The following is a 25,131-nucleotide window of genomic DNA, read 5'->3' on the forward strand; positions in this document are numbered from 1 at the left end:
CAAAGAAATGCGTCCCGAAAAAAGGGAGCGCGAGGTTAAAGCGGCTCGCCACAGAGAAAAGAGAGTTTGCTGCGCAGCAGGCCCGCCCTGGCAAAATGCGGGAATGCGGCGCGCTTATTGTTGAATGTCTTAGTTATGCTTTTGTTTTTAGCAAAGAAAGCGGCAGGAAATAATGGCGAAAACAGGAATGGCGTAATGAGGAAAATTCATAAATAGAGGCGGCGTGCGTTAAAAGCGCGCCAGAACGACCGGTGGCGTCTGGCGCAGCCATTAATTTCTTACCGGAAATGCCCGGCGCTGTCGCGGACGCGTGGCCCAGAGCGAAGCGCCGACAATCATCAACCCGCCAATCCAGCAGGCAGGCGTTAAGGTTTCGCCTAACCACATCGCGGCGAACAGCGCGCCAAACAGCGGCTCGGTGCCCATCAGCAAAGAGGCGTTAGTCGGCGTGGTGCGCTTCACCGCGTAGTTTTGCGCGAAGAAGGCGAACAGCGTGCAGAACACCACCAGGTAGAGCGTCGCGCCCCAGAAGGCGGGCGCCTGCGGCAGCGGCGGAATGCCGTGCTGCGTCGCCAGGAGAATAGCCAGCGAACCGGCCGCCACCACGCCCGTCTGCACCGCCGTCAGCGCCAGCGCCGGCACGTTATGACGCTGGGTGAGTTTTTTTGTCAGGCAGACCATTATCGCCCGCAGCAGCGCGGCGCAGAGGATCAGCGCATCGCCCGAACCCAGCTCCAGAGAGAGGTTGCCGGTCAGCAGCAGCGCCCCGCACAGGGAAATCCCTGCGGCGATGAAGGCAGTGCTTTCAGGCCGCGTGCGAAAGACCAGCCATTCGACAAAAGGCGTCAGCACCACGCAAAGGCTTATCAGAAACGCCGCGTTGCTGGCGGTGGTATGCGCCACGCCGTACGTTTCGCACAGGAAAATAGCCAGCAGCACCGCCCCCAGCGCCAGGCCCGGCGGGGCCGCCTGCCGCCAGCAGTTTTTCAACGCTGGCAGCAGCAGCACAAAGGTCAGCATAAAGCGGATAAACAAAAAGCCGACCACCGGATAGAAGAACACCGCCTGCTTCGCCATGCCGTAGCTGGTTCCCCAGACCACGGCCACCGCCAGCAGCATCCAGTCGGCATAGCGTATGCTCGCATTCTGCGCCTGACATTGATCGCTCATCGCTTATTCCCGCTCCCAGGCAATCACCAGCACGTCGCGATAACCCTGCGACCCTTTGCTGCACAGGATGGGCGTCACCTCATGCATAACGCGATGATCGTCCGCCACAATCACATCCAGCGGCGCGTTGAGCGTTTTGGTGCACAGCACATTGCGCGCGTTATCCGTTACGGTGGTCACGCCGCCGGAGACATTCACCCGGCGAATCAGCATCATGGCGATGTAATCGACGCCGTCGCGGTGCAGCCCTTCCGGCGTCGGTTTGCCGGTCTCCTGCGCGTCCGTCAGGATGCGGTAAGGATGCAGGCGAATGCGCCATTTGCAGGTCTCTCCCTCCGCCTGGTTAAAGACTCTGCTCAGGCCGCGCAAAATAGAGATAAACAGCGGGTGGTTGATAAACCCCTCTTCCAGCGGCGGGTAAACGCGGTCAACGCCGCCGTTTAACGTATTGATATTTTTAGGTTGCGAATAAGGCTCATGGGGCAACAGCGTCAGTTCGCCGTCCGGGTCGCGCAGTTCAAACTGGCTGTACCGACGGTAGCGGTACGTGCCGTTATCCGCCATAAACTCATCGCGCGAAAGCGAATCCCAGAAGCGGGAGAACGAAGAGACATACTCTTCATCCAGCTCCAGATCGTCTCTCAGTTCATCGCCTGCGATGAAAATCCAGCCGTCGTTTTTGATAGCCTGCGCCGCGTGGTTAATGGAGCAGGTGGGCAGAGCGTAATATTGACTGATTGTTTCCATGGTTCACCTCAGGCAGTAAGTGAGTAATCGGGGGTCACAGTGGGAGAAAGGTCGGCCAGCGTGCGGCTGCCGCGCACCCGCGCGATCTGTTTTTCCCAGCCGTCGCGGTCGGTCAGATAGAGCGGGTCGCGGGCCTTGATGGCGGCGAGGTCCGCCACGCCGCGGCGCAGGTTGAAGAACACGGTGCCGCTTACGGTTTCAGCGCTGGTGCGGATGAAAGCGGCGATGGAGGCGGCAAGCAGCCCATACCAACGGCCTTCTATCGCCTCGTTTACCCAGGCTTGCTCCAGCGCCAGCTTCTGGCGCAGCAGCGCGGCGTCAAGCGTGGCGGTTTCCAGGTGACGAAACGCCGCCATCAGCAGCATCGCCGCCGGGGCCTCGCGCACTTCCAGCACTTTTTCGCCGCCTTCAAGGTGCTCCAGCCCGCTGAAGCGCCCAATGCCGTGACGCCCAACCACCGTGTTTAACTGCTCGATCAGCGCAAGCAGCGGCAGAGGCTGGCCGTTGACCGCTACCGGCGCGCCGTGTTCAAAGCAAATGGAAAGGGTTTCGTCCGGCAGGTTTTCCGGTTGCGAGGTCCACTTGAACAGCGCTTCCGGCATGATGAAGTCTTCCGGGTTATCCAGCGCGCCTGACTCATACTCGCGCACCCAGATATTGGCGTCGCCGCTGATGCCGCGCGCCTGGAAACGGGGCAGCCCCGCCTGCGCCAGCGCATGGATTTTCTCTTCGCGGCTCAGCGCCGAATATTCATAGGGGCTGCCGATAAATCCGCTGAAGTTAAGCTGGTTTAGCGCGCCATTGAGGCGGCGCAGGCTGTTTTGCGACTGGTTGGCGGTATGCAGAATGGCGTCGCAGCCGAGCGCCTGCGCATGCTCGACGGCAAGCCGCGCAATAAGGGGCCGGGAGAGCGAAGAGCTAATGGGATAGATGCCCATATACTGCGCGTTCGCGCGAATGGCCGGGATGATAAATTCCTGCGCAAATGCTTCCCGCGCATCAATAATTTTCAAATCGACATTAAAAAAGGCGGTGATGTGCCGCAGGTCGTCAGCGTCTACGCCGTCGCCCAAATCGACGGTAAGCGCGGTGACTTTACATCCGGTCTGCGATAGCTTGTAAAGCAGGTAGCTGCTGTCAACGCCGCCGCTAAATAACGTCAAAATATGCTTTGAACGACGGGCAATATAAGAGAGATCTTCAAGGCTACGGACTTGCTGATAACGCTTCATTATCGCTTTCCTTGTTAGTTGAGTGTCAGTGTTCTTTATGACCAGCCACGAGGCGATTATGGGCGATCCCGCTTCGGCGAATAACCGGGGTAAACAAACAAGACTCTTGCGCTATGAGAACAAATCAATACATGGGTTTGCTGCCGTATATGGCGGTGTTTGTGAAGGTGGTGGAGACAGGCAGTTTTTCCGCTGCGGCGGAACAGCTTGGCACCACGGCGTCGTCCATCAGCCGTCAGGTGGCAAGCCTTGAGCAGGCGCTGTCGGTTAAGCTGCTGGAGCGAACCACGCGGCGGCTGAAGCTCTCTGCGGCAGGCGCCGACGCCTACGCCCGCTGCTGTGAAATGGTGCAGTCGGCGAAGCTCGTGCTGGAGCTGGCGGAGCGGGTCAACGAAGCGCCGCAGGGGATGGTGAAAATCAGCGCGCCGCGCGCCTTCGGCATGCGGTTGATAGCGCCGCATATTGAAGAATTTCTGAACCGTTACCCGGAAGTGGACGTTCAGCTCAAGCTGACCGATCGTCAGGTCGACCTGATTGGCGACGACATCGACCTGATGGTGCGCATTACCGATAACCCCCCCGAAGGGCTGGCGGCGCGCCCGCTTATTCGCGTGAGCCATATTATCTGCGCCACCGCCGCCTACCTGGAAAAACGGGGTTATCCGCAGCACCCGAACGACCTCGCGCTGCACAGTTGCCTTTATCTGGGTGAGGTTTCCGGCGATAACTGCTGGAAGTTTCGTCACCTGCAAACTCAGGAGCGGGTTAACGTGACGGTGCGCGGCCGTTATGTCACTAACCACAGCCGGGCGCGTCTGGAAGGGGTATTGAGCAGCCTGGGCATTGGCTGCCTGCCGTGGTTTGTCGCCCGGGAAGCGCTGGAGGCGCAGCAGGTTGTCGAGGTGCTGCCGCAGTGGGATTACATGACCTCTTACTACGGCATGTCCTGGATCCTCTATCACCCGAACCGCTTTCTGCCGCCGAAATGCCGGGTGCTGATTGATTTTCTCGCGGAAAAAATCGCCGACAGCGACCTGAACCGCCGCGCCCGCAGAGCGTAAGCCGCCGGGCAATAAAGCGGGGTAAACGGCGTTAACGCCTTCTACAACCTCGGCGTTATTGCGAAAGCCTCCGGCATGCGGCCCCAGGCGGCGGCGTTTTATCAGCGCCTGACCATGGAAGGGTTAAAACGACTCGCCAGCGAGGGTTAAGCGCGTAGCTTCAGCGCCTCCACCACTAAAGAAAAAGCCGGAGAAGGCTGCTTTCTGCTGGGATAATAAAGGTAATAGCCGGGAAAAGGCTTACACCATGTTTCCAGTACGCGCACCAGGCGCCCTTCGTTGATATGCGAACCAAACTCTTCTTCCGGCAGAAACGCGATGCCAAGCCCGGCGAGCGCCGCGTCCACTATATGGGCGGAGGTGTTGAAAACCAGCTGCCCGTTCACACGCACGTTCACCGGCCCTTCTTCGCTGTCGAACTCCCAGACGTAGATCCTGCCAGAGGCGGGCATACGCATATTGATGCAACGGTGGTGCACCAGTTCCTGCGGCGTTTGCGGCCTGGCATAGCGCGAGAAATAATCCGGCGACGCTGCCGCCGCCATGCGTAAAGGAGAGCCAATCGGCACCGCCACCATGTCTTTATCAATGGTGTCGCCCATGCGCACGCCCGCGTCGAAGCGGTCCGTGACGATATTGCGAAAACCGTGGTTGGCGTCGAATTCCAGATTGATGTCGGGGTAGTCGCGAAGCAAAGGCGTAAGCTTCGGCAGCAGGATGTTATGCAGCACGTTAGGGCCGCAGGTAATGCGCACCGTACCGGCAGGCTTGTCGCGCAGTTCGGTCAGCATATCCAGCTCCGCTTCAATTTCATCAAAGCGGTTGCCAATGGCCTGCAACAGCCGCTCCCCGGCGGCGGTGAGCGAAACGCTGCGGGTGGTGCGCGTCAGCAGACGAATTTGCAGCCGTTCTTCCAGCCCGCTTACTGCATGGCTCAACGCTGGCTGGGTTACGCCAAGCTGGGCGGCGGCACGGGTAAAACTGCCTTCGCGCGCCACCGTCACGAAAGAGAGCAAGTCGTTGAGATTACGCTTCATGGCGGCTCCTGCCGGTACGATTTATGAAGATTATTTATAAGCGCATTAAGCATTCATTAGCTAGTCAGCGCAAGCGGCGCATGTGAAATTTCCAGCTAATCATGTTCGCCAGACCTTAAGGCATGCAACGGCAGTGCCTGAGGCAACGACTTCTGTTGATGCTTATTTTTCTCACCTCTTTTGCACGTAAAAGCTACCAGCCAACCGGCGCAGAATCGGCGCGATTTTTAAGCTACCGCGCGATGATTCCAGGAGTCTTTATAGAAGATATTTCCATCCGTGTACTTCCAGGTAATCGTTTCATAACGGAACTCAATATCTTCGAGATGGGTGCTGCTCATTCCGCCTGGATGTAAGTTTGGCGTTATTGCAGTAATTTTCACGTTCTCCATAACAATATTAAAATACTCAACTTCAATGCCAGCGTCATTTATTGCATACATTTTCAGCGTAGCCGATTTTAAGACGTGGCCTTCAAAAAGGGAACGGAATAACAACGGCGTTGTTTTATCAAACTCTTTTTGTATTTTTATCGGCGTGTGAATTCTGGTTCCGGTCAGTTTCCCTGTATTCGTATCTGTAGGTATGCAAATATGATGATTAACCGAACGTAGCTCAATAGAACCAGTACGGGAGGGCATCAGGCAAGAACCAATAATTGGCGAGCCATTCTCATCTGTTAATCATAAGTGCGCTGGATTCGACATAGATTAAAACCTCACATTATTACTTAAATTTAAACCAGAGGAAAAGGTGCAGCCCGACAACCAATAAAATAAACAGCCCTGTTAAATTAATCGCGTAGTCAGGAAAAAAAGACACAACAAACATACTAAAAGCGATAACAGACAGGACAACACCCCAGCCCCATAAAAATAGGATAAGCTCTTCTTTAAGCCACTTGCGTATAAAATTTATCATGTTCACCTTGCCATTCTGATAATAAAATCAGCAAGCTCCTCATCTGAAATAAGCATGGGATTTGAATAAGGATTTTTGGTGATAACAGGCTCAATGAGAAAGTACATCATTTCAAGGTTACGTTCATAGAGTACGCTGTAATAAAAAGCATTTAATTTCTTCAGATTATCTGCACTATTCGCAGCCGCCTGAACGATTCCATAAACGTTCAGGGCCACCGCCGCCGTAGTTACGCTACCTTTAAGAACAATCGACTTCGCACGATTTATACGTGCGTTTACCAGAGAACTGAAATGATAACTTTGGCATACGGCGGTTGCTACCGCAGTGATTAATAATCTGTTGGTCAAACCTGACGATGATAAGCATACACCGGCACTAACAAGCTTACGAATGATATGCTGAACGCTCTCTTCTTGTTTGTTTTTGAAATAGATCTCTATGTAGAGGCGAATCATTTCAAAAACAACATTACGATCTTTAATTAGCTGGATAAGTCCGGCAATAAATCTTACATCTTCATGTTTGAGGTTAGCGCAAACATCCTGATAATTCTCTGTAAAGCAGGCGGTGTAGTAGGCTGCACGCGTCAGACCGTCCCTCATTTGCTTTAGGTTGGTTATAACGTTTTCTTTCACGCCTGCTAGCGACTCTTCAAGCTTAAGAGCCAAAATGCGGTTAGCCTGCATGGCGGTAATTATTGAGTCGCTATAATACATACGCCGCTCCTTCAGCGAATATTTCCTTTCACCTTATAACTATAACGTCAACCACTGCTTTTTTATCGTACTCTTTTTCGCCTTCAGACATATGCTGTTAAGCACATCCCGTAGCTAATTCAGATTTTATTAATTAGTTGAAAGCCTGGTTACATAAACAATGCCTCTGCTCTTACCGTCTGCTTAGCGTATCTACCCAATATTCCTGAAATTATCCTGCTTTTATTTGTCGAAGATATTAATAAGCAACGTCAATCGATCTTCTGCACTCAAAACGAGGCAAAGACTAAAAAAACAACATTTATTTAATGCATGCCGGGAAGGCTGCCTTACCCGTAGCATTTTAAGCGCAGGCTGGTTCACAAAAAGGGTGCTGGCGGCAGGGGAGAAAAAACAGAGAGCAAGTCGTTGAGATTACGCTTCATGGCGGCTCCTGCCGGTACGATTTATGAAGATTATTTATAAGCGCATTAAGCATTCATTAGCTAGTCAGCGCAAGCGGCGCATGTGAAACTTCCGCAGTTACCCTCTCGCCCGCTTAAAAAGCGCGGCATCGCTATGCCATAGCGTACATAACCCCCGGCCCGTTCTGTAAAGGAGCTATTTTCATGAAAATTACTGCGATTGGCGCTTATTCCGCCTCCCAGCCGCTGGAAGCGATGACCATTACCCGTCGCGAGCCTGGCGAACACGATGTGCAGATAGCCATTGATTACTGCGGCGTTTGCCACTCGGATCTCCACCAGGTGCGCGCCGAGTGGGCAGGCACGCTCTACCCCTGCGTTCCGGGGCATGAAATTGTTGGCCGCGTTACCGCAACCGGCGCGCAGGTAACCGGCTTTCAGCCCGGCGACCTGGTCGGCGTGGGCTGTATTGTCGACAGCTGTAAGCATTGCGAAGAGTGCGATGAAGGGCTGGAGAACTATTGCGACCATATGATCGGCACCTATAACTTCCCGACCCCGGATGCGCCAGGCCACACGCTGGGCGGTTATTCGCAGCAGATTGTGGTGCATGAGCGCTATGTGTTGCGTATTCGCCATCCGCAGGAGCAGCTTGCCGCCGTCGCGCCGCTGCTTTGCGCGGGCATTACCACGTACTCGCCGCTGCGCCACTGGCAGGCAGGGCCCGGCAAAAAAGTCGGCGTGGTGGGCATCGGCGGTCTCGGCCATATGGGCATTAAGCTCGCGCATGCCATGGGCGCGCACGTTGTCGCATTCACAACGTCTGAATCCAAGCGCGAAGCGGCGAAAGCGCTGGGCGCGGATGAAGTTGTGGTTTCACGCAATGAAGAAGAGATGCAGGCGCACGCGAAGAGCTTCGACTTCATCCTTAATACCGTGGCCGCGCCGCATAATCTGGATGCGTTCACATCGTTGCTTAAACGCGACGGCACCATGACGCTGGTGGGCGCACCGGCTTCCCCGCACCCGTCGCCGGAAGTGTTCAACCTCATCTTCAAGCGCCGCTCAATTGCCGGCTCGATGATTGGCGGCATTCCAGAAACCCAGGAGATGCTCGACTTCTGCGCTGAGCACAATATCGTCGCCGATATTGAGCTTATCCGCGCCGATCAGATTAACGAAGCTTATGAACGCATGCTGAAAGGCGATGTGAAATACCGCTTCGTTATTGATAACGCCACGCTGAGCGCCTGAACAGCCTGACCGGGGCGGGTTTATCCCGCCCTTATTACCCGGCAAAATTTAAAACTAATCTGAAGCCTTGCGCCGCCCCTTCGATCCGCCGCGCTGCTGACCGCCAGTAATTTATTGCAATATCAGCCAGTTAATTCATTGTCCCCGCCTCGCTTTTCATAACGTAAACGAAACGGCCTTCGCCCTTTCAATAACCTGTGGTTCTGATGAATCGCCGCAAACCCGCCAGTTTATGAACTACGCTTAACATTCATTTTGACGAGACCGGGCGCGCCCGGCTTGTTTATTGCTTTCGCGGCGCCCTTACGCCGCGTTGTGTCCACCAGCGGCTACGCTGTCAGAAAAGGAGATCGAACGATGTCGAACTATCCTACTCCCCCGTTTCCTGAACAACAGCAGAACTGGCCTGGCTCCACCAAAGATATGCAACCGCAGCCCGACCATGGCGAAACCACCTATAAAGGCTCCGGCAAGCTGACCGGTAAAGCGGCTATCATCACCGGCGGCGACTCCGGCATTGGCCGCGCGGTCGCCATCGCCTATGCCCGCGAAGGCGCGGACGTGCTTATTTCTTACCTTGATGAACATGAAGACGCCAGAGAGACGGCGCGGCTGGTAGAAGAAGCCGGACGTAAAGCGGTGCTGGTAAGCGGCGATATTACCGAGCTGGCGCAGTGCCAGGCGGTTGTCGACAAGGCGGTGGAAGCCTTCGGTAAAATTGATATCGTGGTCAACAACGCCGCCTTCCAGCAGACCCGTAATTCGCTGGATGAGATAAGCGATGAAGAATTTGACCGCACGATGAAAACCAACATTTACGGTACTTTCCGTATCTGCAAAGCCGCCGTGCCGCACATGCCCAAAGGCGGTTCGCTTATCCATACGGCGTCTGTCAATGCGGATTCGCCCAAGCCGATGCTGGTGGCCTATTCCGCGACGAAAGCGGCGATTGTGAATATGTCCGGCAGCCTGGCCGCCCTGCTGGCGGAAAAAGGCATCCGCTCTAATGCGGTCGCGCCGGGCCCTATCTGGACGCCGCTGATCCCGTCCACCATGCCCGCTGAACAGGTGAAAAGCTTCGGCAGCCAGGTACCGCTGGAGCGCGCCGGGCAGCCCGCCGAGCTGGCGGCGCCTTATGTGATGCTGGCGAGCGACGAAGCGAGCTATATCTCCGGCGCCACCATCGCCGTTACCGGCGGCACGGCAGTTATCTGATGTTTTGCGCCACAGGGCTGATGCGCTGTGGCGTTCCTTTCTGCTCTTATCCCTATTGCCCATGCTCAGAAAAGAGCAGGCCCCGCTGTAAGGAGCTGAACGATGAAAGCCTACCCTTTACAGCTGACCCTGCCGATAGCCACGCATGTGTTCGGCGGCCAGCTTATCCGGTCGAAACTTGGCAAGCGCGGCTTGCCTGAAGGGCCGCTTGCCGAAACCTGGGAAGTGAGCGACGTAGACGGCAATATCGCGACGGTGAAAAACGGCGAACTGGCAGGCACAAGCCTGCGCGACCTGGCGCAGCGCTACCCGGATGAACTGGTTGGCCCTGGCTGGCGCGGCCCCCATTTTCCCCTGCTGACCAAGTTTATCGACGCCAGCGGCATGCTGCCGGTTCACCTGCACGCCAATGACGAGGCGGCGCAGCGTCTTGAGCAGCAGCCCAACGGCAAAACCGAAGCCTGGCACATTTTATGGGCGGCGCCTGGCGCCAGCTGTCTGGCGGGCATTAAACCTGGCGTCAGCCGCGAAACCCTTCGCGCCGCCCTGCTTGCCGAAGCGTACGACAGCGTTATGCATCGCCTGCCGGTAAAAACCGGCGACACGTTTTATATTCCTGGCGGCATGCTGCACTCTTTCGGCCCGGACACTCTGATTTACGAAATAGAGCAAGCCTCTGATATTCAACAGCATGCCATGCCGTGGCGCATGGAAGACGGCAGCGAAATTTCCCGCGAGGAGCGCGAGAAAAACATCGATGCGCTGTTGGACGAGTTACGCCCGGAGCTTGTGACCGAACCGCAGCCCGGCCTGCTGATTGAGGAAAGCCCGCACGCCTCCCGGCGCGTCTGCTGCGCCGGGCCGTACTTTGCGCTGGAGCGCTGGCGTTTCGCTTCGCGCTATGAGTACACCTTTACGGTCGCGCAAATTCTCTCTAACCTGGGCGATCCGCTGACGATTGAAGCCGCAGGCGAAACCCTGACGCTGGAACGCGGTGAAAGTTGCCTGCTGCCCGCGGCGCTGCGTAAAGCGACGCTGACGGGTAACGGCGAGCTGCTGGTAGGCTACGTGCCGGATCTGGCGCGCGATATTATCGCTCCCCTCAAAGCGCGGGGCGACAGCGAAGAAGAGATAACCCGGCTTGGCGACGTGTGGGATACGCTGCGCTGAAGCGATGAGCCGCTTATTCTTGTTTTTCCACCCGCGTTTCGCCCTCTTCCAGGGCGAGGCGCCGGAGAGAACGCGCCCTGCGCGGCGCTTTGCATCAACGGTATCGCTTTATAGATGTTGGATTTGCCGCTGCCGTTAGGGCCAAAAACGATATTGAGCTGTTCCAGCTCAAGGGAAACGCGGCGAAGCGAACTTTTCGATGTAGAGACGTTTGATCATAACGTGGCGGCTGCGTGGGTGTCGTTAACAGCGTAGCGGAAAACGGCGCCATAAGAACGCGGCGCCACATCCGGGCGCCTGCGAAATTAGCCTTGCGGGTTGATAAGCCAGGTGCCGGATTGCCCGACGGTAAGCCGCTGGCTGCGGATCTGATCGTGATTTTTCAGGGTGAAGGCGTACTGGCCGGGCTTTAACTGTAGCGCCGCGAAACCGTTCGCCGCCGGCACAACCGCCTGCGGTTTGCCGTTCAGCAAAAGCTGTTCGCCTTCGCGAATGCGCACATAAACCAGCGCCTGCTGCTCGCCGGTTGCCGCAGGCTGCGTCACAACCCCGGTTTGCTCTTGCGGGCTGTCGTTATCAGCAACGTCAGGCTGAACGTTATCCGGCGCGCCGCCGCTAAACAGCAGCCCGCCAATGATTATCCCGGCGACAACGCCAGCGGCGACCAGCCCGGCCGTTTGATAGCGCTTCCAGCCGGAAACGGTGAGCTTGTCGTTTTCGACAGGGATCAGCATAGTGCCGGGTTTGTCGGCGTTCAGCAGGTCATCGTGCCCGCCGACCGGCAAATCCACCAGCCCGGCGAATTCATCCACCGACTGCGGTCGCCCCTCTTTTTTCAGCGAAAGCGCGCGGTCCACCGCCTGCAATAACGAAAGCGAATACCCTTCCGGCTTGCGCTCCGCGAGCGGCTGATAAGTGTCCTGGAGAGAGCGGGCCAGGCTGACCGGCGGCGGCGAGCCGACAATCAGCGTATGTAGCACCGCGCCCAGCGCGTAGATGTCGGTCCACGGGCCAAGCTCGCTTTCATCGTCATTATATTGCTCGACCGGCGCGTAGCCCGGACGCAGCAGCGTTTCGGTTTCATCGGTCACGTTACCAATGCTGCGGCGCGCGGCGCCCGGGTCCAGCAGCACCGGCAGGCCGTTTTCCTGCAACAGAATGTTGTCTGGCGAAATATCCAGATGCTGATAGCCCGCTTTATGCAGCGCCCGCAGCGCGCCAAACAGCATCGGCAACAAACGGCGAATGGCCGCCTCATCAAGCCGTTGCGGATGTTGTTCGCGCAGGCGGCCAAGCGTAACGCCTTCATAATAGAGAGAGACAATATAGGCGGTGTCATTCTGCACCCAGAAGCGCAGCACCTGGGCGAGGCCCGGGTGATTAAAACGCGCCAGCAGGCGCGCCTCGTCGATAAAGCTGGTCAACCCGGCGCTGAAGGCCTGGCCGTAACGTTCGCCGCGAAGCCCGATGCTGAGATCCGCTTTACGCAGGGTGAAAGCGGCGGGCATAAATTCTTTAATGGCGACGGCGCGCTCAAGCTGGTGATCCCAGGCGCGATAAACAATGCCGAATCCGCCGCTGCCGAGCACCTCCTGGATCTCAAACTCATTGAACCGGTAACCGATCGGCAGGGCGTCAGATACTTTTTTGTTAGCGTTGTCCGTCATGTTGCAAGTTTCTCTTTAAGCAGGCCCGGCTTGCGCCAGGCCCTGGCCACGCTGCGTTGCGAAACGGCAGCGCGAAGCGCGATAGTCCGCATTATTTAACGACCCGGTAAGCGCCCGCCGCCGGGTCGCGCAGCAGCGGCGAGAGAGAGTCCACCAGCAGGATCTTAAGATTCGTGCCGGGTTCAAGGTAGCCGGACCAGACTTTGCGTACGGTCTCAAGGCGAGCGCGCAGCCGCGCGTCGTCGCTTGCCTGCTCGCGCGGCATCTCTACCGCGACGGTGCCATCGGCCAGCCAGCCGTTCAGGTCCGCAGAGTAAGGTAAAATCATCCAGCTTTGGTTGGCGCGCCCGTCGCTGACCACCATTCGTTCATTGTTAACGGTGGTGATGAGCAGGTTGTCGGCGTTTACGCGGGTATTCAGGCCGCTCACAGGAAAGCCATGCACGAAAGTCATGGTCATTTTCTTCTGCGCGTTGTGGCTTAGCTGCACCACTTCGCTGCTGCCGTTCAGCCAGCCGCCTTTTTCGCATTTGCCGTCCGCTTTTGCCGGAATAAAGATAGCCGGCACACGGCCGTTATCCTGCCAGAATGTACGCAGATGGCAGCCATCCTGGAGGGTAAACTCCAGCCACGGCGTACGGTCCGCAAGGGGCGAGAGATCTTCAGGACGGCCCGTCGGCGCCGCGCTGGCGCCGGTTGCGGCGGCAGGCTGCACTACCGGCGTCCAGTCCGCCGTTTTACTGGCGGTGCCTTGCGCCAGAACCTCGCCTTCCGGCGAAGTGAAACGCCAGCGCACCACAGAAAGCGTCGCGCACTGGTTTTCCAGCAGCGCGCCAAGACGCGGCATGAAGGTTTTCAACAGAGAGGGGCGCTTGTCGCCGTTTGCGACGATGCGCAGCGGCAGCTCGTTTGCGCACCAGCTCTGCGGGGTGTTGTCCGCTATATCGTCTATCCAGACATCCAGCTTCTGCGAAGGCGACTGCACTATGCGGTAATTCTCCGCCTGTGCTGCCGCTGACAGCGCCAGCAAGGCCAGACCGGGCAACCAAAATTTCATAAAAGTCCTTGTAAGCCTGAAGCCATTACGAATGATGAAACCGTGTTCAGAGCGTTTCCGCTTCGCTCTGCGAATCTTTGTACTGGTTTACTTCCCGCTCATAAGCCTGCAAAAAGGCTTCGCGGAAAAGGGCGTTCACTTCATCGCTGCCGCCTGCTGCGCTGCTGTGCTGGGCGACAAACGCATCCCACAGCGCCGCCTTGCGGCTGACCGGCAACGCCAGACGAAAGAGCGAGCCTTCGCGCATCGCTTCTTCTTCCAGCGCCTGCGGGTCGAAAGAGGCGGACATCGCTTCGCTGGTGGCGTGCAGACCGGCGATCATGCCAATCTGGTGCGCCTGTAAATCGACCAGCGCATCGTGAACCGCTTTGCCAGGCGGCATAAAACCCGGCATGTCGGAGGCGAACGCCTGCATTAATACCGATTTGCCGGAAGGCAGCAGCTTGAACGGGTTGTTGGCGTCATCCAGCATCATAGTCATGTCGGCTTTCACGTCGCGCTTAAGCATAGATCGCGAAGCGAGCAGCGCCACCGTTCCCTGCGCGAACATGCTGAGCATCTCACCTAACTGACGCATTTTTTCACGATCGAAGCGGGGAACCGTATGAATATCGTGCAACCCTAACCCTTCCAGTAGCGCGGTAAGCAGTTCGCCTTCCAGCATGTCGCCCTGGGCCGGTTCGGTTGTTTTCGCGCTTTCGCGCGGCTGCGGCTGAATGCGCAGACGGGATTTCATCGTTGATGACTCAACGCTTTCCTGCGGCGCGCGCGCCGTTTCGTCAGCAGCGCTTTGCGGCAATGGCCTGGAGATATTGTCGGCAACCGCGTAATTTTTAATCAGCGACTGCAAGATTTCCGCAGGCACGGAAGTTGGCGCATTTCCGGTCGCCGCAGGCGCGGCGGGAGCGGACGTTGATACCGGCTCGCTGGCGGCGCCAAGGCTTGCCAGCCGGCTCACCGGCTGGGTATGTAAAATGAAATCCGTGATTTCAATGCTGTATTCCGCAATCGTCAGCCGGTCGCCATCCTGCAACTCACCCTGTTCGCCTTTTTCCAGGGGCTTGTTATTGATAGCCATGGCGGCCGCGCCAAGATTCGTGATACGACACTCGCCGTCCGGCGCGACATGAACCAGCGCCTGGAGGCGGGAAAGCGCGCGGTCATTATCCGGCAACACCATGTGGTTATCCGGCCCGCGACCGATGGTGCCGCCGGGCGCGTAAAAATCACAACTGGCCTGCGGCGGTTTGTGGCCTGGTTTCATAGAAACAAGGGTGAATCGCATAACATTTTCCTGCCTGGGTAACGTGCTGTGCAAAAACCTGTCAGGTTCTGAAGACTGGCAAATGGATCAGCGTCGTGCAGGCGGCGAACGCCTGGCCTGCAAAATGACAACGAAAAACGCCAGCATGACCTGGCGTTGCGTTGACTTATTATTCTTCCTGCCGCAACGGCGGAATCAGTCAATAATCCAGGTGCCGCTGGTCGCGCTCTTACACGCTTTGCTGTTGCCATCTACCGCAACACAGGTATCTTTTTTGCTGCTGGCGCGGCGCGGGCGCGGTCTGTCGCGACGGACTGTCGCTTCATACTGTTCGCTTTTTACTACCGCACGCGTCGGCACGTAGCCAATCAGCTCATCTTTACCGTCATCAGCAAGCGCCATCCAGGCGTTTTCGACCTTGCCCAGCACTTTATAGGTGGCGCCGTTATCCAGTTGGCGGATAACTTTGCCGCCGAAATCGGGGCGGCTCATTAATGAGGCCGGATAAAGCGCCCGGTAATCCTCATTGACTGGCGTAAACTCTTGCGGCGGCGTAACCGCATACCGGTGAGTCAGAGTAACGCCGTTAACCTGACTGGTTACTATTGTGTCATCGGTCATGGGCGGACGCTTTGACCCCATACAGCCCGACAGGACCAGCGCAACCACCAGGACTAATACGCTTCGCATCATCTTCAGCTTCTTCCATTGCAAATAGAGTATCGTGCACAGAGTACCAGGCGCGGCAGGGTTGGCTTTATCATAATTAACAAACCCTGATTAGACGGCTTAAAGCGTCGTGAGCGGCATCCTGCTCGCGCAAGCGTTTACTCCTGCACAGACTTTATCAAATAAGCGGCGCAAGAGGCTGCTATTTTTAAGTGAGCGCGGCAGGAATTCAATACTCCTTAACAGCCATTTTCATCTGTCACGCTTTGCCGCTTCGCTTAATAATTTTTTACATAAGCCCCTAATTACTCAATGCTTCTGCTCAGGCTGTCGCAGCGCCTTGTTGCAACTACCGATGTTATTTAACGATTAAGGCAAATCTAATCACGTTTTTTGGAAGATAAAATGAAATAAAGAAAACGGATTTAAGTAAAAACGCATGATTAAAAAACAGAATACGGTTTGCGAAAAAGAAACGCGCGGGTAAAGCGCCGGGCAATATGTAGCTCAGGTAAACCAATACGCCAGGCTGGCTACATAAAAAGACAGGATTCGTTTTTTCCGAATGAAAGTACGTAAGGAATGCGGCAAATAAGGTTTTTCTTCACTATGGTGAAAGAAGAGAGGCGTAAAAACAAAAAACCCCGCCGCAGAGGCAGGGTTTTTTCAGCTGTTCGCGGGTGGTAACCGCAAAGCACACTGTGTTACGTCAACTTATCAACTATACGACGAATTGACCGCTATCGCAATTCTGCGCGCGGCGTAACAGTGGCTTTTCAACAGTATGATCCAGGGTTGCTTTTCCTGTCCAGAAATTACTGTTCATTTATACAGTATTTATCTATACTGATTCTGCTGTCACAGCGTGCGAGACGGGGCCGCATCTTACGGGCGCGAAGAAAGTCCTGGCTGAAACGGGTGGTGCCGTCAGTGCCTTAACCCCGTGAGAGCACACTGTGTTACGCCAACAAAGCAACTGGCAACAGGCAGCGGAGAGGTACGTCAGTTGCGTGCTCCTTGACCAGAGGAGACGCGTATGAGCGCTGTGGATTGGGTTATCCTTGTCCTCAAACTCATGGTTGCGCTGCTGCAACTGCTTGATGCTGTCCTGAAATACCTTCGGTAAATGCGCCGTCGGTCACTCAGGTTCAAGCCGCACCTAAGGGGGGCGGGCAACCGCCCCCCTTTAACACGGCTTCGCTTTATAAGCGAAAAAAGGAGGGAAGGATGTCATCCATTATCACCATCAAGCCAGTTACCCCTTACAGCGCCGATTTCGAGCGCCTGCGCGAGGAGAGCCAGGCGCTGGGTTTCAACATGCTTAATCGCCTTTCCACCCACTGGCTGGACGGCAGCAACCTTTTTTCCGCCCCTGGCGAAAAACTGCTGGGCGCCTTTCTCGGCAACGCGCTGGTCGGCGTGTGCGGGCTGAACCGCGACCCGTACGACGAAACGCCCCGCGCCGGACGTGTGCGCCACCTTTATGTCAGCCATCCGGTACGCGGCGTCGGCGTTGGTCAATCCCTGCTCTTGTCAGTCACACAGCAGGCGCACGAATTTTTTGACTATCTCAACACGCATGCGCCAAAAAATGCGTTCCGTTTTTACCAGCGCGCCGGTTTCCTGCCCGTAGAGGCGCATCCGCGCATCACGCACCGGCTGGTGTTCGCCCCTTCGTCCAACGCATGATAAGGTAGCCTTTTTATAAGGAGCGGCCTGTGCGTTTTATCCTGGTTCGCCATGCGCAGTCGGAGTGGAACCAGCGCGGCATTTTGCAGGGGCAGCGCGAAAGCAGCGTTAGCGCTCGCGGACTGGCGCAAATTGAGGCGCTTCTTGACGCGCTCGATGGCTTCCCCATAGAGGCGGTACTCTCTTCGCCCGCAACCCGCGCCCTTTCTACCGCCCATGCCGTTGCGCAGCATCATGCGGCGCAGTTGCGCATTGACGCTCGCCTGCACGAACAACATCTGGGTGAATTTCAGGGCATGATGATTCAGGACATGTTGCGGCTGCATCCGCAGGCCGGCAGTGCGCTGCTGGCGGGCGATATCGACCTCATTCCGGCGCAGGGCGAAAGCGCCCGCCACGCCGGCGAGAGGCTTTATCATGCGCTGCTGGACTACGCGCAGGCGCTCCCTGGCGAAACGGCCTGCGCCATTACGCATGGCAACACGCTGGCCGCCCTGCTCTGGCGGCTGCATGGCGCCGACCCCGCCGTGCCCTTTTCCCGTTACAGCCCGGCTAATGGCAGCTTTTCGCTGATCGATGTGCAAAATGGCGAAATGCATGTTGCAAGCTGGGGCCATGCCACTCACCTGCTGGCGGCCGGTTGCCTGTAATTATGGCAACAAATGTTGCCGAAAAGCGTTTATAAAAGCTGCCTGGCACCAGGCAGCAAAACCGACATCTCCACTGGATTAAAGCCAGTCCTGCGGTATATTCCTCTCGCATTCATCTGTTAACCAGATATATCCCCTGATCCTGACAAATGCGATTTGACTAATAACCATGAGAAAACTGGCTAATCGTCACCTGCTGATGATGTTAATTTTGCTGGTCGCCGTCGGTCAGATGGCCCAGACCATTTATATTCCCGCTATTGCGGATATTGCCCGTGAGATGAACGTGCGGGAGGGCGCCGTACAAAGCGTAATGGCGGCCTATCTGTTGACCTATGGCGCATCGCAGTTGGTTTACGGCCCCATTTCGGACCGTATCGGCCGCCGCCCGGTTATCCTGGCGGGCATGCTGATTTTTATTCTGGCGACGGTGATTGCCCTGTTGAGCCGTAACCTGCCGGTGCTGATTATCGCAGGCAGTCTGCAAGGCATGGGCACCGGCGTAGCGGGCGTGATGGCGCGCACGTTGCCGCGCGACCTTTACGAAGGCCCGGCGCTGCGTCACGCTAACAGCCTGTTGAATATGGGCATTCTGGTTAGCCCCTTACTGGCGCCGCTCATCGGCGGCGTGCTGGATACGCTCTGGGGCTGGCGCGCCTGCTTCGCTTTTTTGCTGGCGCTCTGCCTCGTGGTCGCCTTCAGCATGTTCCGCTGGATGCCGGAAACGCGCCCTTCGCAGGCGCCGCGCACCCCGCTGCTCGCCAGCTATAAAACGCTGTTTGGCAATGGCGCGTTCAACTGCTATTTGCTGATGCTGATTGGCGGGCTGGCAGGCGTGGCGGTGTTTGAGGCCAGCGCCGGGGTGCTGCTGGGCGCAGGGCTTGGCCTTAACAGCATGGCGGTGAGCATCCTCTTTATTTTGCCGGTGCCGGCCGCCTTTTTCGGCGCCTGGTTTGCCGGAAGGCGGCATAAACGTTTTTCCACGCTGATGTGGCAGGCGGTGACGAGTTGCCTGCTGGCGGGGATTTTAATGTGGCTGCCGGGCTGGTTCGGCGTAATGACGGTCTGGACGTTGCTGATTCCCGCCGCGCTCTTTTTCTTTGGCGCGGGCATGCTTTTCCCGCTCGCCACCAGCGGCGCGATGGAGCCTTTCCCTTTTCTTGCCGGCACCGCAGGCGCGCTGGTAGGCGGATTACAGAACTGCGGCTCCGGTTTGCTGGCCTGGTCATCCGCGCTGCTGCCGCAGGGCGGTCAGTCGAGCATCGGCATGCTGATGACGGCGATGGGGCTGCTTATTTTACTGTGCTGGCTGCCGCTGGCGCACCGTGAACGGCTGCACGGCCAGCCGGTTTAACCGCGCACTCTGGTTTTAACATTGCCTGTAGCAGCGGCTCCATGGCGGGCCGCCAGGCGCCCTCTTCGCCATCGTAAAAAAGGTTATCGGCATTGAGCGCATAAGGGATGTTCGCTTTTTGCAGCTCGCAGGCCATAAACGTGGCGAATGCCAGCGTGGAGGAAGATGGCGCGGTATTTATCGACTGCCCGGCGGACCAGCCGCCAACCCAGCTTGCATGTCCGGTTTTATGCTGCCAGCGCAACGCGGCATTGATATGTTCGCGGATCGCCGCTTTTTCCGCCGCCGTGCCGGAGGTCCAGGGATATTTACCGCTTACCTTCTGCGGTCCCCACGGAAAAATATGCCACTCCGCCAGCACGTAGCCGCTGCTCTGGGCCGGAAGCTTCAGATTCGCCAATGCTTCCGGCGCAGCGCGCAGGCGCGGGGCGACAAACACCATCCGCTGCGGATCAATGGCATGAATGGCCTTGATGGTTTTTTCATAGAGATGATTCAGCGCCTGCTGATTACGGTTTACCCGTTCAGCCGGTTCATAAATCAGATCAAACCCCAGCAGTGGGTGCTCACGGCCAAAATAGCGCGCCACCGCGCTCCACCAGGCGATAACCTTCGCTTCATTCTCCCGATCCGGATCGGCTTTAAAGGTTTCCGCCTGATAAGCGATAACCGGCACCACATGATATTGCTCGCAGGCTTCGACAATTTTGCGCAAGTGAATAAGTTTCTGCTCGCTTATCTCTCCCGCCACGCGAATGCGGATATGACCCAGCCCTTTGTCGTGAAAGTCGCGTACCGCCAGCGGGTCAAACTCGCGGATGCCGCGTTCGGTTCGCGCCCAGTCTACATCCATTCCCACGCCAAGCTGTGCGGCATAGCGTTGCGCCGTCAGCGGCGCGGCAGGCGTCTCGCCAGCCCAGGCGGGCAGACAAAAACAGAAGGCAAGAGCAAGTAGCGGCTTCAAGGTATTTTCCTGCGGGTAGGCGAAAAGGGCATTTTTAACATGAATTTTGCGCGGCGGCTTCGCGGGTTTGCAACAAAAGGTCACGTCGCGCTTAACAGGGCGACGAGTTGCCCTATATGCACCACGGCAAAAAGCAGCGCCAGCATACCTACCGCAAGCACGATCAGAAGCTTAGCGTGTACGGCGGACGGCGTTAAAAAATCGCTGCTGGCGGTATCCATAACGTTGCGCTGGCGGGCATAGCCGTAAAGCACGCCTGCCACGATAACGCCCGCCGCGATGGCCACCCAGAAAAGCACGCCCGCCTGTTGCCAGCTGTGGCGCAGCGCCAGCATTAAGAGCGCGCCGTAGCCCAGGAACGTGCGAAACCAGGCAAGCGACGTGCGCTCGGGTTGCAGGCCAGGGTCGGCGATACGGCGCGCGCGGCGGCTATCGGCCATACATCACCATAAGGATGACCGCGAGCGCGACCAGCAGCATGAGCAGGCTAACGCCCAGCAGCGCGCCGGTATAGGGCAAATCGGTTTTCAGGCGCATCGCTTTTTCCACCTTCAGCCAGCGCAGGTAGCCATAAAATGCAAGCCCGCCGGCAAGCAGGCAGAGCAGCAGCGAAACGCCTTCGCGCACCAGCGGCGTGGCGAGATCCGGCGCGAACTGGTCAAGGCCCACCCCTGCGGCAAGAAAACCAAGCGCGGTGCGGATCCAGGCGAGAAAAGTGCGTTCGTTTGCCAGCGAAAAGCGGTAATCCGGCGCTTCGCCGGTGCGGGAAAGTTTCATTGCGTCTCCTGTGCCGGGCTTTTCCCGAAAGTAAGCCATTTAAGCATACGCGGGAAAAAGCTGCTCGGGCGAGCGCGGCGAGGAGTGCGACAGCGGAATAAAAAAGGCCCCGGACGGGGCCTTCAGGTATTAATGACTGTTCTGGTTTTCGCTGTGGCTCAGCGCCGGACGCTCGCCTTCAATAACACGGTCGTCGCTCAGGGCGCGCGGCTGGCCGATGGCGATACGCTGCGGCGCCAGCGATTCCGGTAAGTTGCGCACAAGATCGATGTGCAACAGGCCATTAATGAAGCTTGCGCCGGAAACTTCCATATGCTCAGCCAGGGTAAAGCTCAGGCTGAAGGGTTGCAGCACCAGGCCCTGATGCAGCCATTTCGGCTCGGTTTCCGGTTTTTCCGGGTTGCCTTTCACGCTCAGGCGGGTGCCTTCCAGTTCCACTTCCAGATCTTCCTGACGGAAACCGGCTAACGCAAGGGTGATGCGATAGTGGTTATCGTCGCTTTTTTCAATGTTATAGGGCGGGAAGGTCTGGCTTTCACCGGCGTTCAGCATCGCATTGGCCAGCTTGTCAAAGCCAATCCACTGACGGAAAAAGGGGGATAAATCATAGTTACGCATAACGTTTCTCCTTCTTTGAAGCGAGTTTTAACGGCCAGCGTATGCGGGCTGGCTGTGCTCCCGTTCGGCGAGCACGGGTCATACAAGGGCCGCGCGGGCGACCCGGGAAATTAGTTGCCGATTTCGATACGGCGCGGTTTTTTAGCTTCGGGAATAACGCGCTCAAGATCGATATAGAGCAGGCCGTTCACCAGGTTTGCGCCACGCACGAAGATGTTTTCAGCGAGCTGGAATTTGCGCTCGAAGTTGCGCTCGGCGATGCCCTGATACAGGTAGGTACGCTCTTTCTGTTCCGCGGCATGGGAGCCTTTCACCACCAGCAGATTGTCCTGCGCGGTGATCTCCAGTTCACTTTCGGCGAAACCGGCCACGGCGATGGCGATACGGTAGTGGTTTTCATCTACCAGCTCGACGTTGTACGGAGGGTAGCCGCCATTGCTCTGGCTCTGGTTATTCTCAAGCAGGTTGAACAGACGGTCGAAACCAATAGCGGAACGATAAAGCGGGGATAAGTCAAAATTACGCATAACAACGAACTCCTGAAATCAGCGAGATTTAAAATAGCCGCTTCCCGAAGGACAGACGGCGGTGACGTCAACACCCATGCGGCGTGTTGCTCTTCAGTCACCTCTTTAAAGTGGGTTCGCCCCCGGACTTTTCAAGAGGAAATGTCGCGGTTTTTTTGCGGTTTACATTTCTTTGCTTAGACTGGAGGTATGTTGAATAAATTGCGACGGTCACCACACAGCGTTGAGATAGCGCTACTCATTCTGAACCGGGAAGGATATACCTCGGGAGCACACGACATGATGTCTACACAAACAAAAGAATGAATATGAAAACGAGATTCGGGAAATGGTTATGCGGCGCAAGCGTAGTGCTGCTGAGCGGCTGTTCAAGCATGATGTCGCATACCGGCGGCGGCGAGCAGGGGTATTACCCCGGCACCCGCAACAGTTACAAAATGCTGGCCGACAGCGACACCAGCTGGGGGCTGAAGCCGCTGGTGGCGCTTGATATGCCTTTCACGGTGGTCGCCGATACGCTGCTGGTGCCGTGGGACGCCTTCCGTACCGACAGATCGGTGAAATCGCGGGTAGAAGAGAGCGAAAAGAAAAATTACGCTATTAATACCGCTATTCCGCCCGCCATCTGATTTAACGTCTGGTCGACGTCATCCAGAGCTGGCGGAAGCCCGCCGTCTCCTGCATCCAGGCTACCTTTTCGCCATCCGGCGAGAACACGACCGCGTCGGCGGAAATTTCACTCTCCTGAACAGGCGTTAGCGGCGTAATGTCTCCCGTGTGCGCGTCGCACAACACAATACGGTTCTGCTGCACAAATCCTATCGCTTCACCCGATGGATGCCAGTTAAAAGCGGACTGCACTCCCTCGCCGCAGGTAAGCTGTCGCGGCTCGCCGCCTTCCGGCGAAATAAACCACAGCTGCGCCACGCCGTTATCATCTTTCATTAAAAAAGCGATCTCGCTGCCCTGCGGGTTGCTGCGCACCCAGTGACGCGGCACGGTGGCAAGGCCCGGATAACGACGCGCGTGAGTAAACGTCAAGCGGCGCTGCATGACGCCCGCGGGCGGAGCGGGCAGGCTGACTGCGCTGCCGGGGCTCGCCTGCCGCCACACCGCTTCCTCTTGCGGCAGGTCAACGATAAACAGTTCCGGCACCTTTTCGCCGCGTGTTGAAAGCGTATCGCCGATAAACGCTAACGCCCGGCGTTGACGGCTGCCGTCCGCTTTCAGGTAGCCGTTATTGCCTACCCATCCCTCTTCATACGCGCGGTTGATTTCGTCGCTGCCGGGCCGCGGCGTGGGCGTGGTGCGGCTCACCAGCGCGCACCAGCGGCTGCCTGCATATTCACGAGGGTGATCGATATCAGGATTAACCGGCCCAAACGGCAGCGCCACGCCGACATTGCGTAAATCAAGTTTCGGATCGAGTTCGTGTAGCACGTGGTCGTTATAGGTAAAGCTCAGCCACTCGCCGTCCGGGCTGAAAACATGCACATGGCTGCCGCCGCGTAGGGCGCCGGGCGTGAAGGGCGGCGTAATGTCCATCGCATCCAGGTTTGTCGCTTTACCCTTTTCCACCAGCACGCCGCGTCGATGATGAAAATCGTAGCGCCAGCTCTCGTCCGGGTTCTCCGGGCCGTGGATAAAAACATACTGCGCTTTTTGCGGGTTTACCGTCACCACGCCCACATGCGCGCCCTGCGCAGCGCGGTAGATGACATCCAGTTCGCCGGTTTCTACATTCACTTGCTCAATGGTTTCACCGGTGAACGACGCGCCGGAAGGACGCACGTCAAACGCCAGCCAGCGGCTGTCCGGCGTCCAGGTATTGATATTGGTAAGCTGGTGATGACGCGGGGCGAAAGTGAGCTGTTTCATAAAATAAAACCCTGAAGCGAGATATCGCCTCAGGGTAAAAGATAACGCGCTGACGGGCAAATGGCTGTCAGGGAACCGGCGTCACCAGCGGCTCGCCTGCAAACCAGGCGTGCACGTTCTCCAGCACCAGCCGCGACATCTCCCGGCGCGTTTCCCATGTCGCGCTTGCCATGTGCGGAGTAATGACCACGTTGTCGCGCTGTTGCAGCGCGGCGGGAACATGAGGCTCATCTTCGAAAACATCCAGCCCGGCCCCGGCGATGAGATTGTTTGCCAGCGCATTCGCCAGCGCCGCTTCATCCACCACGCTGCCGCGCGAGATATTAATCAGCATGCCCTGCGGGCCGAGCGCCTCCAGCACCTCGTGATTAATCAGCCCACGCGTCTGCGACCCGCCCGGCGCGCACACCATCAGAAAATCGCTTTGCGCCGCCAGCTCGCGCAGGTCGGCGACATAACGGTACGGCAATGTGCTGTGGTGATTGCGGTCGGTGTAGCTGATGTCCATATCAAACGCCTGAGCGCGGCGGGCGATAGCCTGGCCGATGCGCCCCATGCCGAAAATGCCCAGGCGAGCGCCGGAGACTTTGCGCGTCCACTGAAAGCCGCCCTGCCGCCAGCCGCCCTGCTCGATAAACTTATGCGCCGCGACGATTTTACGCGAGACGGCGAGCATCAGCCCCATCGCCAGATCCGCCACGTCATCGGTCAGCACCCTTGGCGTGTGGGTGACCTGCACGCCGTGATCCCGCGCTGCCGCCACGTCCACGCCGTCATAGCCGACGCCGAAAACGGCAATCAGCTTCAGCGCGGGCAGCGAAGCGATAAACTCGCGCGTGACTACCGCCTCGCCATTGGTGATCACTACCGTAATTTCATGCGCAATGGCGGCAAGATCCGCGGCGGTCATCTGCGCCAGTTCGCGCAGATCATAATGTTCGCTCAGTTCCGCTGTCAGCGCGTCCGGCAAATACGCTTGCTTGAGTACTTTCTGTTTCATGTTCCTTCCTTAAGAGAGGCGGGAGGCAGTCTGTTCCGATGCGCGAGGGCGCGGCGGGCGCGATACCAGGATGCCGATAACCCCGCC

The 25,131-nt window shown here is 57.2% G+C and carries 27 protein-coding genes and 1 pseudogene; 9 read left to right on the plus strand and 19 right to left on the minus strand.

Annotated features, from left to right (window positions below; all coding sequences use genetic code 11):
- Positions 1-270: 270 nt before the first annotated feature.
- From DW56_RS09520 to DW56_RS09530, 3 genes are read right to left on the minus strand one after another with little or no spacing between them, the layout of a single operon-like run.
- Complete coding sequence (locus DW56_RS09520; protein WP_049292849.1) at positions 271-1,170, minus strand: DMT family transporter; 900 nt, start codon at positions 1,168-1,170, stop codon at positions 271-273.
- A gap of 3 nt (positions 1,171-1,173) precedes the next feature.
- A complete protein-coding gene (locus tag DW56_RS09525) occupies positions 1,174-1,917 on the minus strand; it encodes a 2OG-Fe dioxygenase family protein (RefSeq protein ID WP_024552110.1) in 744 nt (247 codons plus the stop codon).
- Positions 1,918-1,925: 8 nt separating this feature from the next.
- The gene (locus DW56_RS09530; protein WP_024552109.1) at positions 1,926-3,149 is read right to left on the minus strand and encodes an argininosuccinate synthase-related protein; all 1,224 of its coding nucleotides are present in this window, start codon (positions 3,147-3,149) and stop codon (positions 1,926-1,928) included.
- 113 nt (positions 3,150-3,262) lie between these two features.
- Here DW56_RS09530 and DW56_RS09535 point away from each other — a divergent pair, with 113 nt between their 5' ends.
- Complete coding sequence (locus DW56_RS09535) at positions 3,263-4,210, plus strand: LysR family transcriptional regulator (protein WP_024552108.1); 948 nt, start codon at positions 3,263-3,265, stop codon at positions 4,208-4,210.
- A 146-nt stretch (positions 4,211-4,356) separates the two neighbouring features.
- On the opposite strand, the gene DW56_RS09540 is transcribed toward DW56_RS09535, so the two are convergent.
- From DW56_RS09540 to DW56_RS09555, 4 genes are all read right to left on the minus strand, one after another.
- On the minus strand, positions 4,357-5,247 hold the full coding sequence (locus tag DW56_RS09540) for a LysR family transcriptional regulator (RefSeq protein ID WP_024552107.1): 891 nt from the start codon (positions 5,245-5,247) through the stop codon (positions 4,357-4,359).
- A 227-nt stretch (positions 5,248-5,474) separates the two neighbouring features.
- On the minus strand, positions 5,475-5,906 hold the full coding sequence (locus DW56_RS09545) for an Hcp family type VI secretion system effector (protein WP_234409191.1): 432 nt from the start codon (positions 5,904-5,906) through the stop codon (positions 5,475-5,477).
- A gap of 67 nt (positions 5,907-5,973) precedes the next feature.
- A complete protein-coding gene (locus tag DW56_RS23030) occupies positions 5,974-6,168 on the minus strand; it encodes a hypothetical protein (RefSeq protein WP_411431227.1) in 195 nt (64 codons plus the stop codon).
- A 2-nt stretch (positions 6,169-6,170) separates the two neighbouring features.
- Positions 6,171-6,887 (minus strand): hypothetical protein, encoded by a 717-nt coding sequence (locus DW56_RS09555; protein ID WP_024552105.1) that lies wholly within the window; start codon positions 6,885-6,887, stop codon positions 6,171-6,173.
- A 608-nt stretch (positions 6,888-7,495) separates the two neighbouring features.
- Here DW56_RS09555 and DW56_RS09560 point away from each other — a divergent pair.
- From DW56_RS09560 to DW56_RS09570, 3 genes are all read left to right on the plus strand, one after another.
- On the plus strand, positions 7,496-8,545 hold the full coding sequence (locus tag DW56_RS09560) for an NAD(P)-dependent alcohol dehydrogenase (protein WP_024552104.1): 1,050 nt from the start codon (positions 7,496-7,498) through the stop codon (positions 8,543-8,545).
- Between the two features lie 357 nt (positions 8,546-8,902).
- Positions 8,903-9,760, plus strand: a complete 858-nt coding sequence (locus DW56_RS09565) for a glucose 1-dehydrogenase (protein ID WP_024552103.1) — start codon at positions 8,903-8,905, stop codon at positions 9,758-9,760.
- 102 nt (positions 9,761-9,862) lie between these two features.
- Complete coding sequence (locus tag DW56_RS09570) at positions 9,863-10,930, plus strand: class I mannose-6-phosphate isomerase (RefSeq protein WP_024552102.1); 1,068 nt, start codon at positions 9,863-9,865, stop codon at positions 10,928-10,930.
- A gap of 58 nt (positions 10,931-10,988) precedes the next feature.
- On the opposite strand, the pseudogene DW56_RS23150 reads toward DW56_RS09570, so the two are convergent.
- From DW56_RS23150 to DW56_RS09590, 5 genes and pseudogenes are all read right to left on the minus strand, one after another.
- A pseudogene (locus DW56_RS23150) lies at positions 10,989-11,097 on the minus strand (AAA family ATPase); the annotation flags it as partial.
- 138 nt (positions 11,098-11,235) lie between these two features.
- On the minus strand, positions 11,236-12,597 hold the full coding sequence (locus DW56_RS09575; protein ID WP_024561933.1) for a serine/threonine protein kinase: 1,362 nt from the start codon (positions 12,595-12,597) through the stop codon (positions 11,236-11,238).
- Between the two features lie 91 nt (positions 12,598-12,688).
- Positions 12,689-13,654 (minus strand): hypothetical protein, encoded by a 966-nt coding sequence (locus DW56_RS09580; RefSeq protein WP_024561932.1) that lies wholly within the window; start codon positions 13,652-13,654, stop codon positions 12,689-12,691.
- A 46-nt stretch (positions 13,655-13,700) separates the two neighbouring features.
- Positions 13,701-14,939, minus strand: a complete 1,239-nt coding sequence (gene tagH / locus DW56_RS09585) for a type VI secretion system-associated FHA domain protein TagH (RefSeq protein ID WP_024555251.1) — start codon at positions 14,937-14,939, stop codon at positions 13,701-13,703.
- A gap of 174 nt (positions 14,940-15,113) precedes the next feature.
- Positions 15,114-15,560 carry an SH3 domain-containing protein gene (locus DW56_RS09590; protein WP_394372260.1) on the minus strand — a complete coding sequence of 149 codons (447 nt, stop codon included), beginning with the start codon at positions 15,558-15,560 and terminating at the stop codon, positions 15,114-15,116.
- A 1,063-nt stretch (positions 15,561-16,623) separates the two neighbouring features.
- Between DW56_RS09590 and tisB the strand changes: the two genes are divergently transcribed.
- The 4 genes from tisB to emrD all read left to right on the plus strand — a co-directional run bounded on the left by tisB (position 16,624) and on the right by emrD (position 19,280).
- Positions 16,624-16,713, plus strand: a complete 90-nt coding sequence (gene tisB, locus DW56_RS09595) for a type I toxin-antitoxin system toxin TisB (RefSeq protein WP_035889818.1) — start codon at positions 16,624-16,626, stop codon at positions 16,711-16,713.
- Positions 16,714-16,814: 101 nt separating this feature from the next.
- On the plus strand, positions 16,815-17,276 hold the full coding sequence (locus DW56_RS09600; RefSeq protein WP_024555158.1) for a GNAT family N-acetyltransferase: 462 nt from the start codon (positions 16,815-16,817) through the stop codon (positions 17,274-17,276).
- A gap of 29 nt (positions 17,277-17,305) precedes the next feature.
- Positions 17,306-17,926, plus strand: coding sequence for a histidine phosphatase family protein (locus DW56_RS09605; RefSeq protein ID WP_024555157.1), 621 nt, complete (start codon positions 17,306-17,308; stop codon positions 17,924-17,926).
- Positions 17,927-18,095: 169 nt separating this feature from the next.
- Positions 18,096-19,280 (plus strand): multidrug efflux MFS transporter EmrD, encoded by a 1,185-nt coding sequence (emrD, locus tag DW56_RS09610; RefSeq protein WP_024555156.1) that lies wholly within the window; start codon positions 18,096-18,098, stop codon positions 19,278-19,280.
- Here emrD and DW56_RS09615 read toward each other — a convergent pair.
- The 5 genes from DW56_RS09615 to ibpA form a co-directional block, all read right to left on the minus strand.
- Complete coding sequence (locus DW56_RS09615) at positions 19,219-20,244, minus strand: cellulase family glycosylhydrolase (RefSeq protein ID WP_035889839.1); 1,026 nt, start codon at positions 20,242-20,244, stop codon at positions 19,219-19,221. The genes emrD and DW56_RS09615 overlap by 62 nt on opposite strands.
- Positions 20,245-20,324: 80 nt before the next feature.
- The gene (locus tag DW56_RS09620) at positions 20,325-20,684 is read right to left on the minus strand and encodes a DUF202 domain-containing protein (RefSeq protein WP_024553188.1); all 360 of its coding nucleotides are present in this window, start codon (positions 20,682-20,684) and stop codon (positions 20,325-20,327) included.
- On the minus strand, positions 20,674-21,021 hold the full coding sequence (locus tag DW56_RS09625; protein ID WP_024553187.1) for a YidH family protein: 348 nt from the start codon (positions 21,019-21,021) through the stop codon (positions 20,674-20,676). The genes DW56_RS09620 and DW56_RS09625 overlap by 11 nt, the downstream gene beginning before the upstream one ends.
- A gap of 129 nt (positions 21,022-21,150) precedes the next feature.
- Positions 21,151-21,639 carry a small heat shock chaperone IbpB gene (ibpB, locus tag DW56_RS09630; protein WP_024553186.1) on the minus strand — a complete coding sequence of 163 codons (489 nt, stop codon included), beginning with the start codon at positions 21,637-21,639 and terminating at the stop codon, positions 21,151-21,153.
- Positions 21,640-21,749: 110 nt separating this feature from the next.
- Positions 21,750-22,166 carry a small heat shock chaperone IbpA gene (ibpA, locus tag DW56_RS09635; protein WP_024553185.1) on the minus strand — a complete coding sequence of 139 codons (417 nt, stop codon included), beginning with the start codon at positions 22,164-22,166 and terminating at the stop codon, positions 21,750-21,752.
- A 308-nt stretch (positions 22,167-22,474) separates the two neighbouring features.
- On the opposite strand from ibpA, the gene DW56_RS09640 reads away from it, so the two are divergent.
- The gene (locus tag DW56_RS09640; RefSeq protein WP_035889819.1) at positions 22,475-22,795 is read left to right on the plus strand and encodes a YceK/YidQ family lipoprotein; all 321 of its coding nucleotides are present in this window, start codon (positions 22,475-22,477) and stop codon (positions 22,793-22,795) included.
- A gap of 1 nt (position 22,796) precedes the next feature.
- On the opposite strand, the gene DW56_RS09645 is transcribed toward DW56_RS09640, so the two are convergent.
- Entirely contained in the window at positions 22,797-24,044 is a 1,248-nt protein-coding gene (locus DW56_RS09645; RefSeq protein ID WP_024553183.1) for a DUF3748 domain-containing protein, read from the minus strand.
- 67 nt (positions 24,045-24,111) lie between these two features.
- Positions 24,112-25,044: a 2-hydroxyacid dehydrogenase gene (locus tag DW56_RS09650; protein ID WP_024553182.1), complete on the minus strand. Its 933-nt coding sequence runs from the start codon at positions 25,042-25,044 to the stop codon at positions 24,112-24,114.
- Positions 25,045-25,131 lie beyond the last annotated feature (87 nt).

It is taken from the genome of Franconibacter helveticus LMG 23732 (genome assembly GCF_000463115.2).
Lineage (GTDB): Bacteria > Pseudomonadota > Gammaproteobacteria > Enterobacterales > Enterobacteriaceae > Franconibacter > Franconibacter helveticus.

Excerpts from the sequence above, each read along its gene's own strand:
- DW56_RS09520 (WP_049292849.1), bottom strand. The coding sequence starts at position 1,170 with ATGAGCGATCAATGTCAGGCGCAGAATGCGAGCATACGCTATGCCGAC.
- DW56_RS09525 (WP_024552110.1), bottom strand. The coding sequence starts at position 1,917 with ATGGAAACAATCAGTCAATATTACGCTCTGCCCACCTGCTCCATTAAC.
- DW56_RS09530 (WP_024552109.1), bottom strand. The coding sequence starts at position 3,149 with ATGAAGCGTTATCAGCAAGTCCGTAGCCTTGAAGATCTCTCTTATATT.
- DW56_RS09535 (WP_024552108.1), top strand. The coding sequence starts at position 3,263 with ATGAGAACAAATCAATACATGGGTTTGCTGCCGTATATGGCGGTGTTT.
- DW56_RS09540 (WP_024552107.1), bottom strand. The coding sequence starts at position 5,247 with ATGAAGCGTAATCTCAACGACTTGCTCTCTTTCGTGACGGTGGCGCGC.
- DW56_RS23030 (WP_411431227.1), bottom strand. The coding sequence starts at position 6,168 with ATGATAAATTTTATACGCAAGTGGCTTAAAGAAGAGCTTATCCTATTT.
- DW56_RS09555 (WP_024552105.1), bottom strand. The coding sequence starts at position 6,887 with ATGTATTATAGCGACTCAATAATTACCGCCATGCAGGCTAACCGCATT.
- DW56_RS09560 (WP_024552104.1), top strand. The coding sequence starts at position 7,496 with ATGAAAATTACTGCGATTGGCGCTTATTCCGCCTCCCAGCCGCTGGAA.
- DW56_RS09565 (WP_024552103.1), top strand. The coding sequence starts at position 8,903 with ATGTCGAACTATCCTACTCCCCCGTTTCCTGAACAACAGCAGAACTGG.
- DW56_RS09570 (WP_024552102.1), top strand. The coding sequence starts at position 9,863 with ATGAAAGCCTACCCTTTACAGCTGACCCTGCCGATAGCCACGCATGTG.
- DW56_RS09575 (WP_024561933.1), bottom strand. The coding sequence starts at position 12,597 with ATGACGGACAACGCTAACAAAAAAGTATCTGACGCCCTGCCGATCGGT.
- DW56_RS09580 (WP_024561932.1), bottom strand. The coding sequence starts at position 13,654 with ATGAAATTTTGGTTGCCCGGTCTGGCCTTGCTGGCGCTGTCAGCGGCA.
- tagH (WP_024555251.1), bottom strand. The coding sequence starts at position 14,939 with ATGCGATTCACCCTTGTTTCTATGAAACCAGGCCACAAACCGCCGCAG.
- DW56_RS09590 (WP_394372260.1), bottom strand. The coding sequence starts at position 15,560 with ATGGGGTCAAAGCGTCCGCCCATGACCGATGACACAATAGTAACCAGT.
- tisB (WP_035889818.1), top strand. The coding sequence starts at position 16,624 with ATGAGCGCTGTGGATTGGGTTATCCTTGTCCTCAAACTCATGGTTGCG.
- DW56_RS09600 (WP_024555158.1), top strand. The coding sequence starts at position 16,815 with ATGTCATCCATTATCACCATCAAGCCAGTTACCCCTTACAGCGCCGAT.
- emrD (WP_024555156.1), top strand. The coding sequence starts at position 18,096 with ATGAGAAAACTGGCTAATCGTCACCTGCTGATGATGTTAATTTTGCTG.
- DW56_RS09620 (WP_024553188.1), bottom strand. The coding sequence starts at position 20,684 with ATGGCCGATAGCCGCCGCGCGCGCCGTATCGCCGACCCTGGCCTGCAA.
- DW56_RS09625 (WP_024553187.1), bottom strand. The coding sequence starts at position 21,021 with ATGAAACTTTCCCGCACCGGCGAAGCGCCGGATTACCGCTTTTCGCTG.
- ibpB (WP_024553186.1), bottom strand. The coding sequence starts at position 21,639 with ATGCGTAACTATGATTTATCCCCCTTTTTCCGTCAGTGGATTGGCTTT.
- ibpA (WP_024553185.1), bottom strand. The coding sequence starts at position 22,166 with ATGCGTAATTTTGACTTATCCCCGCTTTATCGTTCCGCTATTGGTTTC.
- DW56_RS09640 (WP_035889819.1), top strand. The coding sequence starts at position 22,475 with ATGAAAACGAGATTCGGGAAATGGTTATGCGGCGCAAGCGTAGTGCTG.
- DW56_RS09645 (WP_024553183.1), bottom strand. The coding sequence starts at position 24,044 with ATGAAACAGCTCACTTTCGCCCCGCGTCATCACCAGCTTACCAATATC.
- DW56_RS09650 (WP_024553182.1), bottom strand. The coding sequence starts at position 25,044 with ATGAAACAGAAAGTACTCAAGCAAGCGTATTTGCCGGACGCGCTGACA.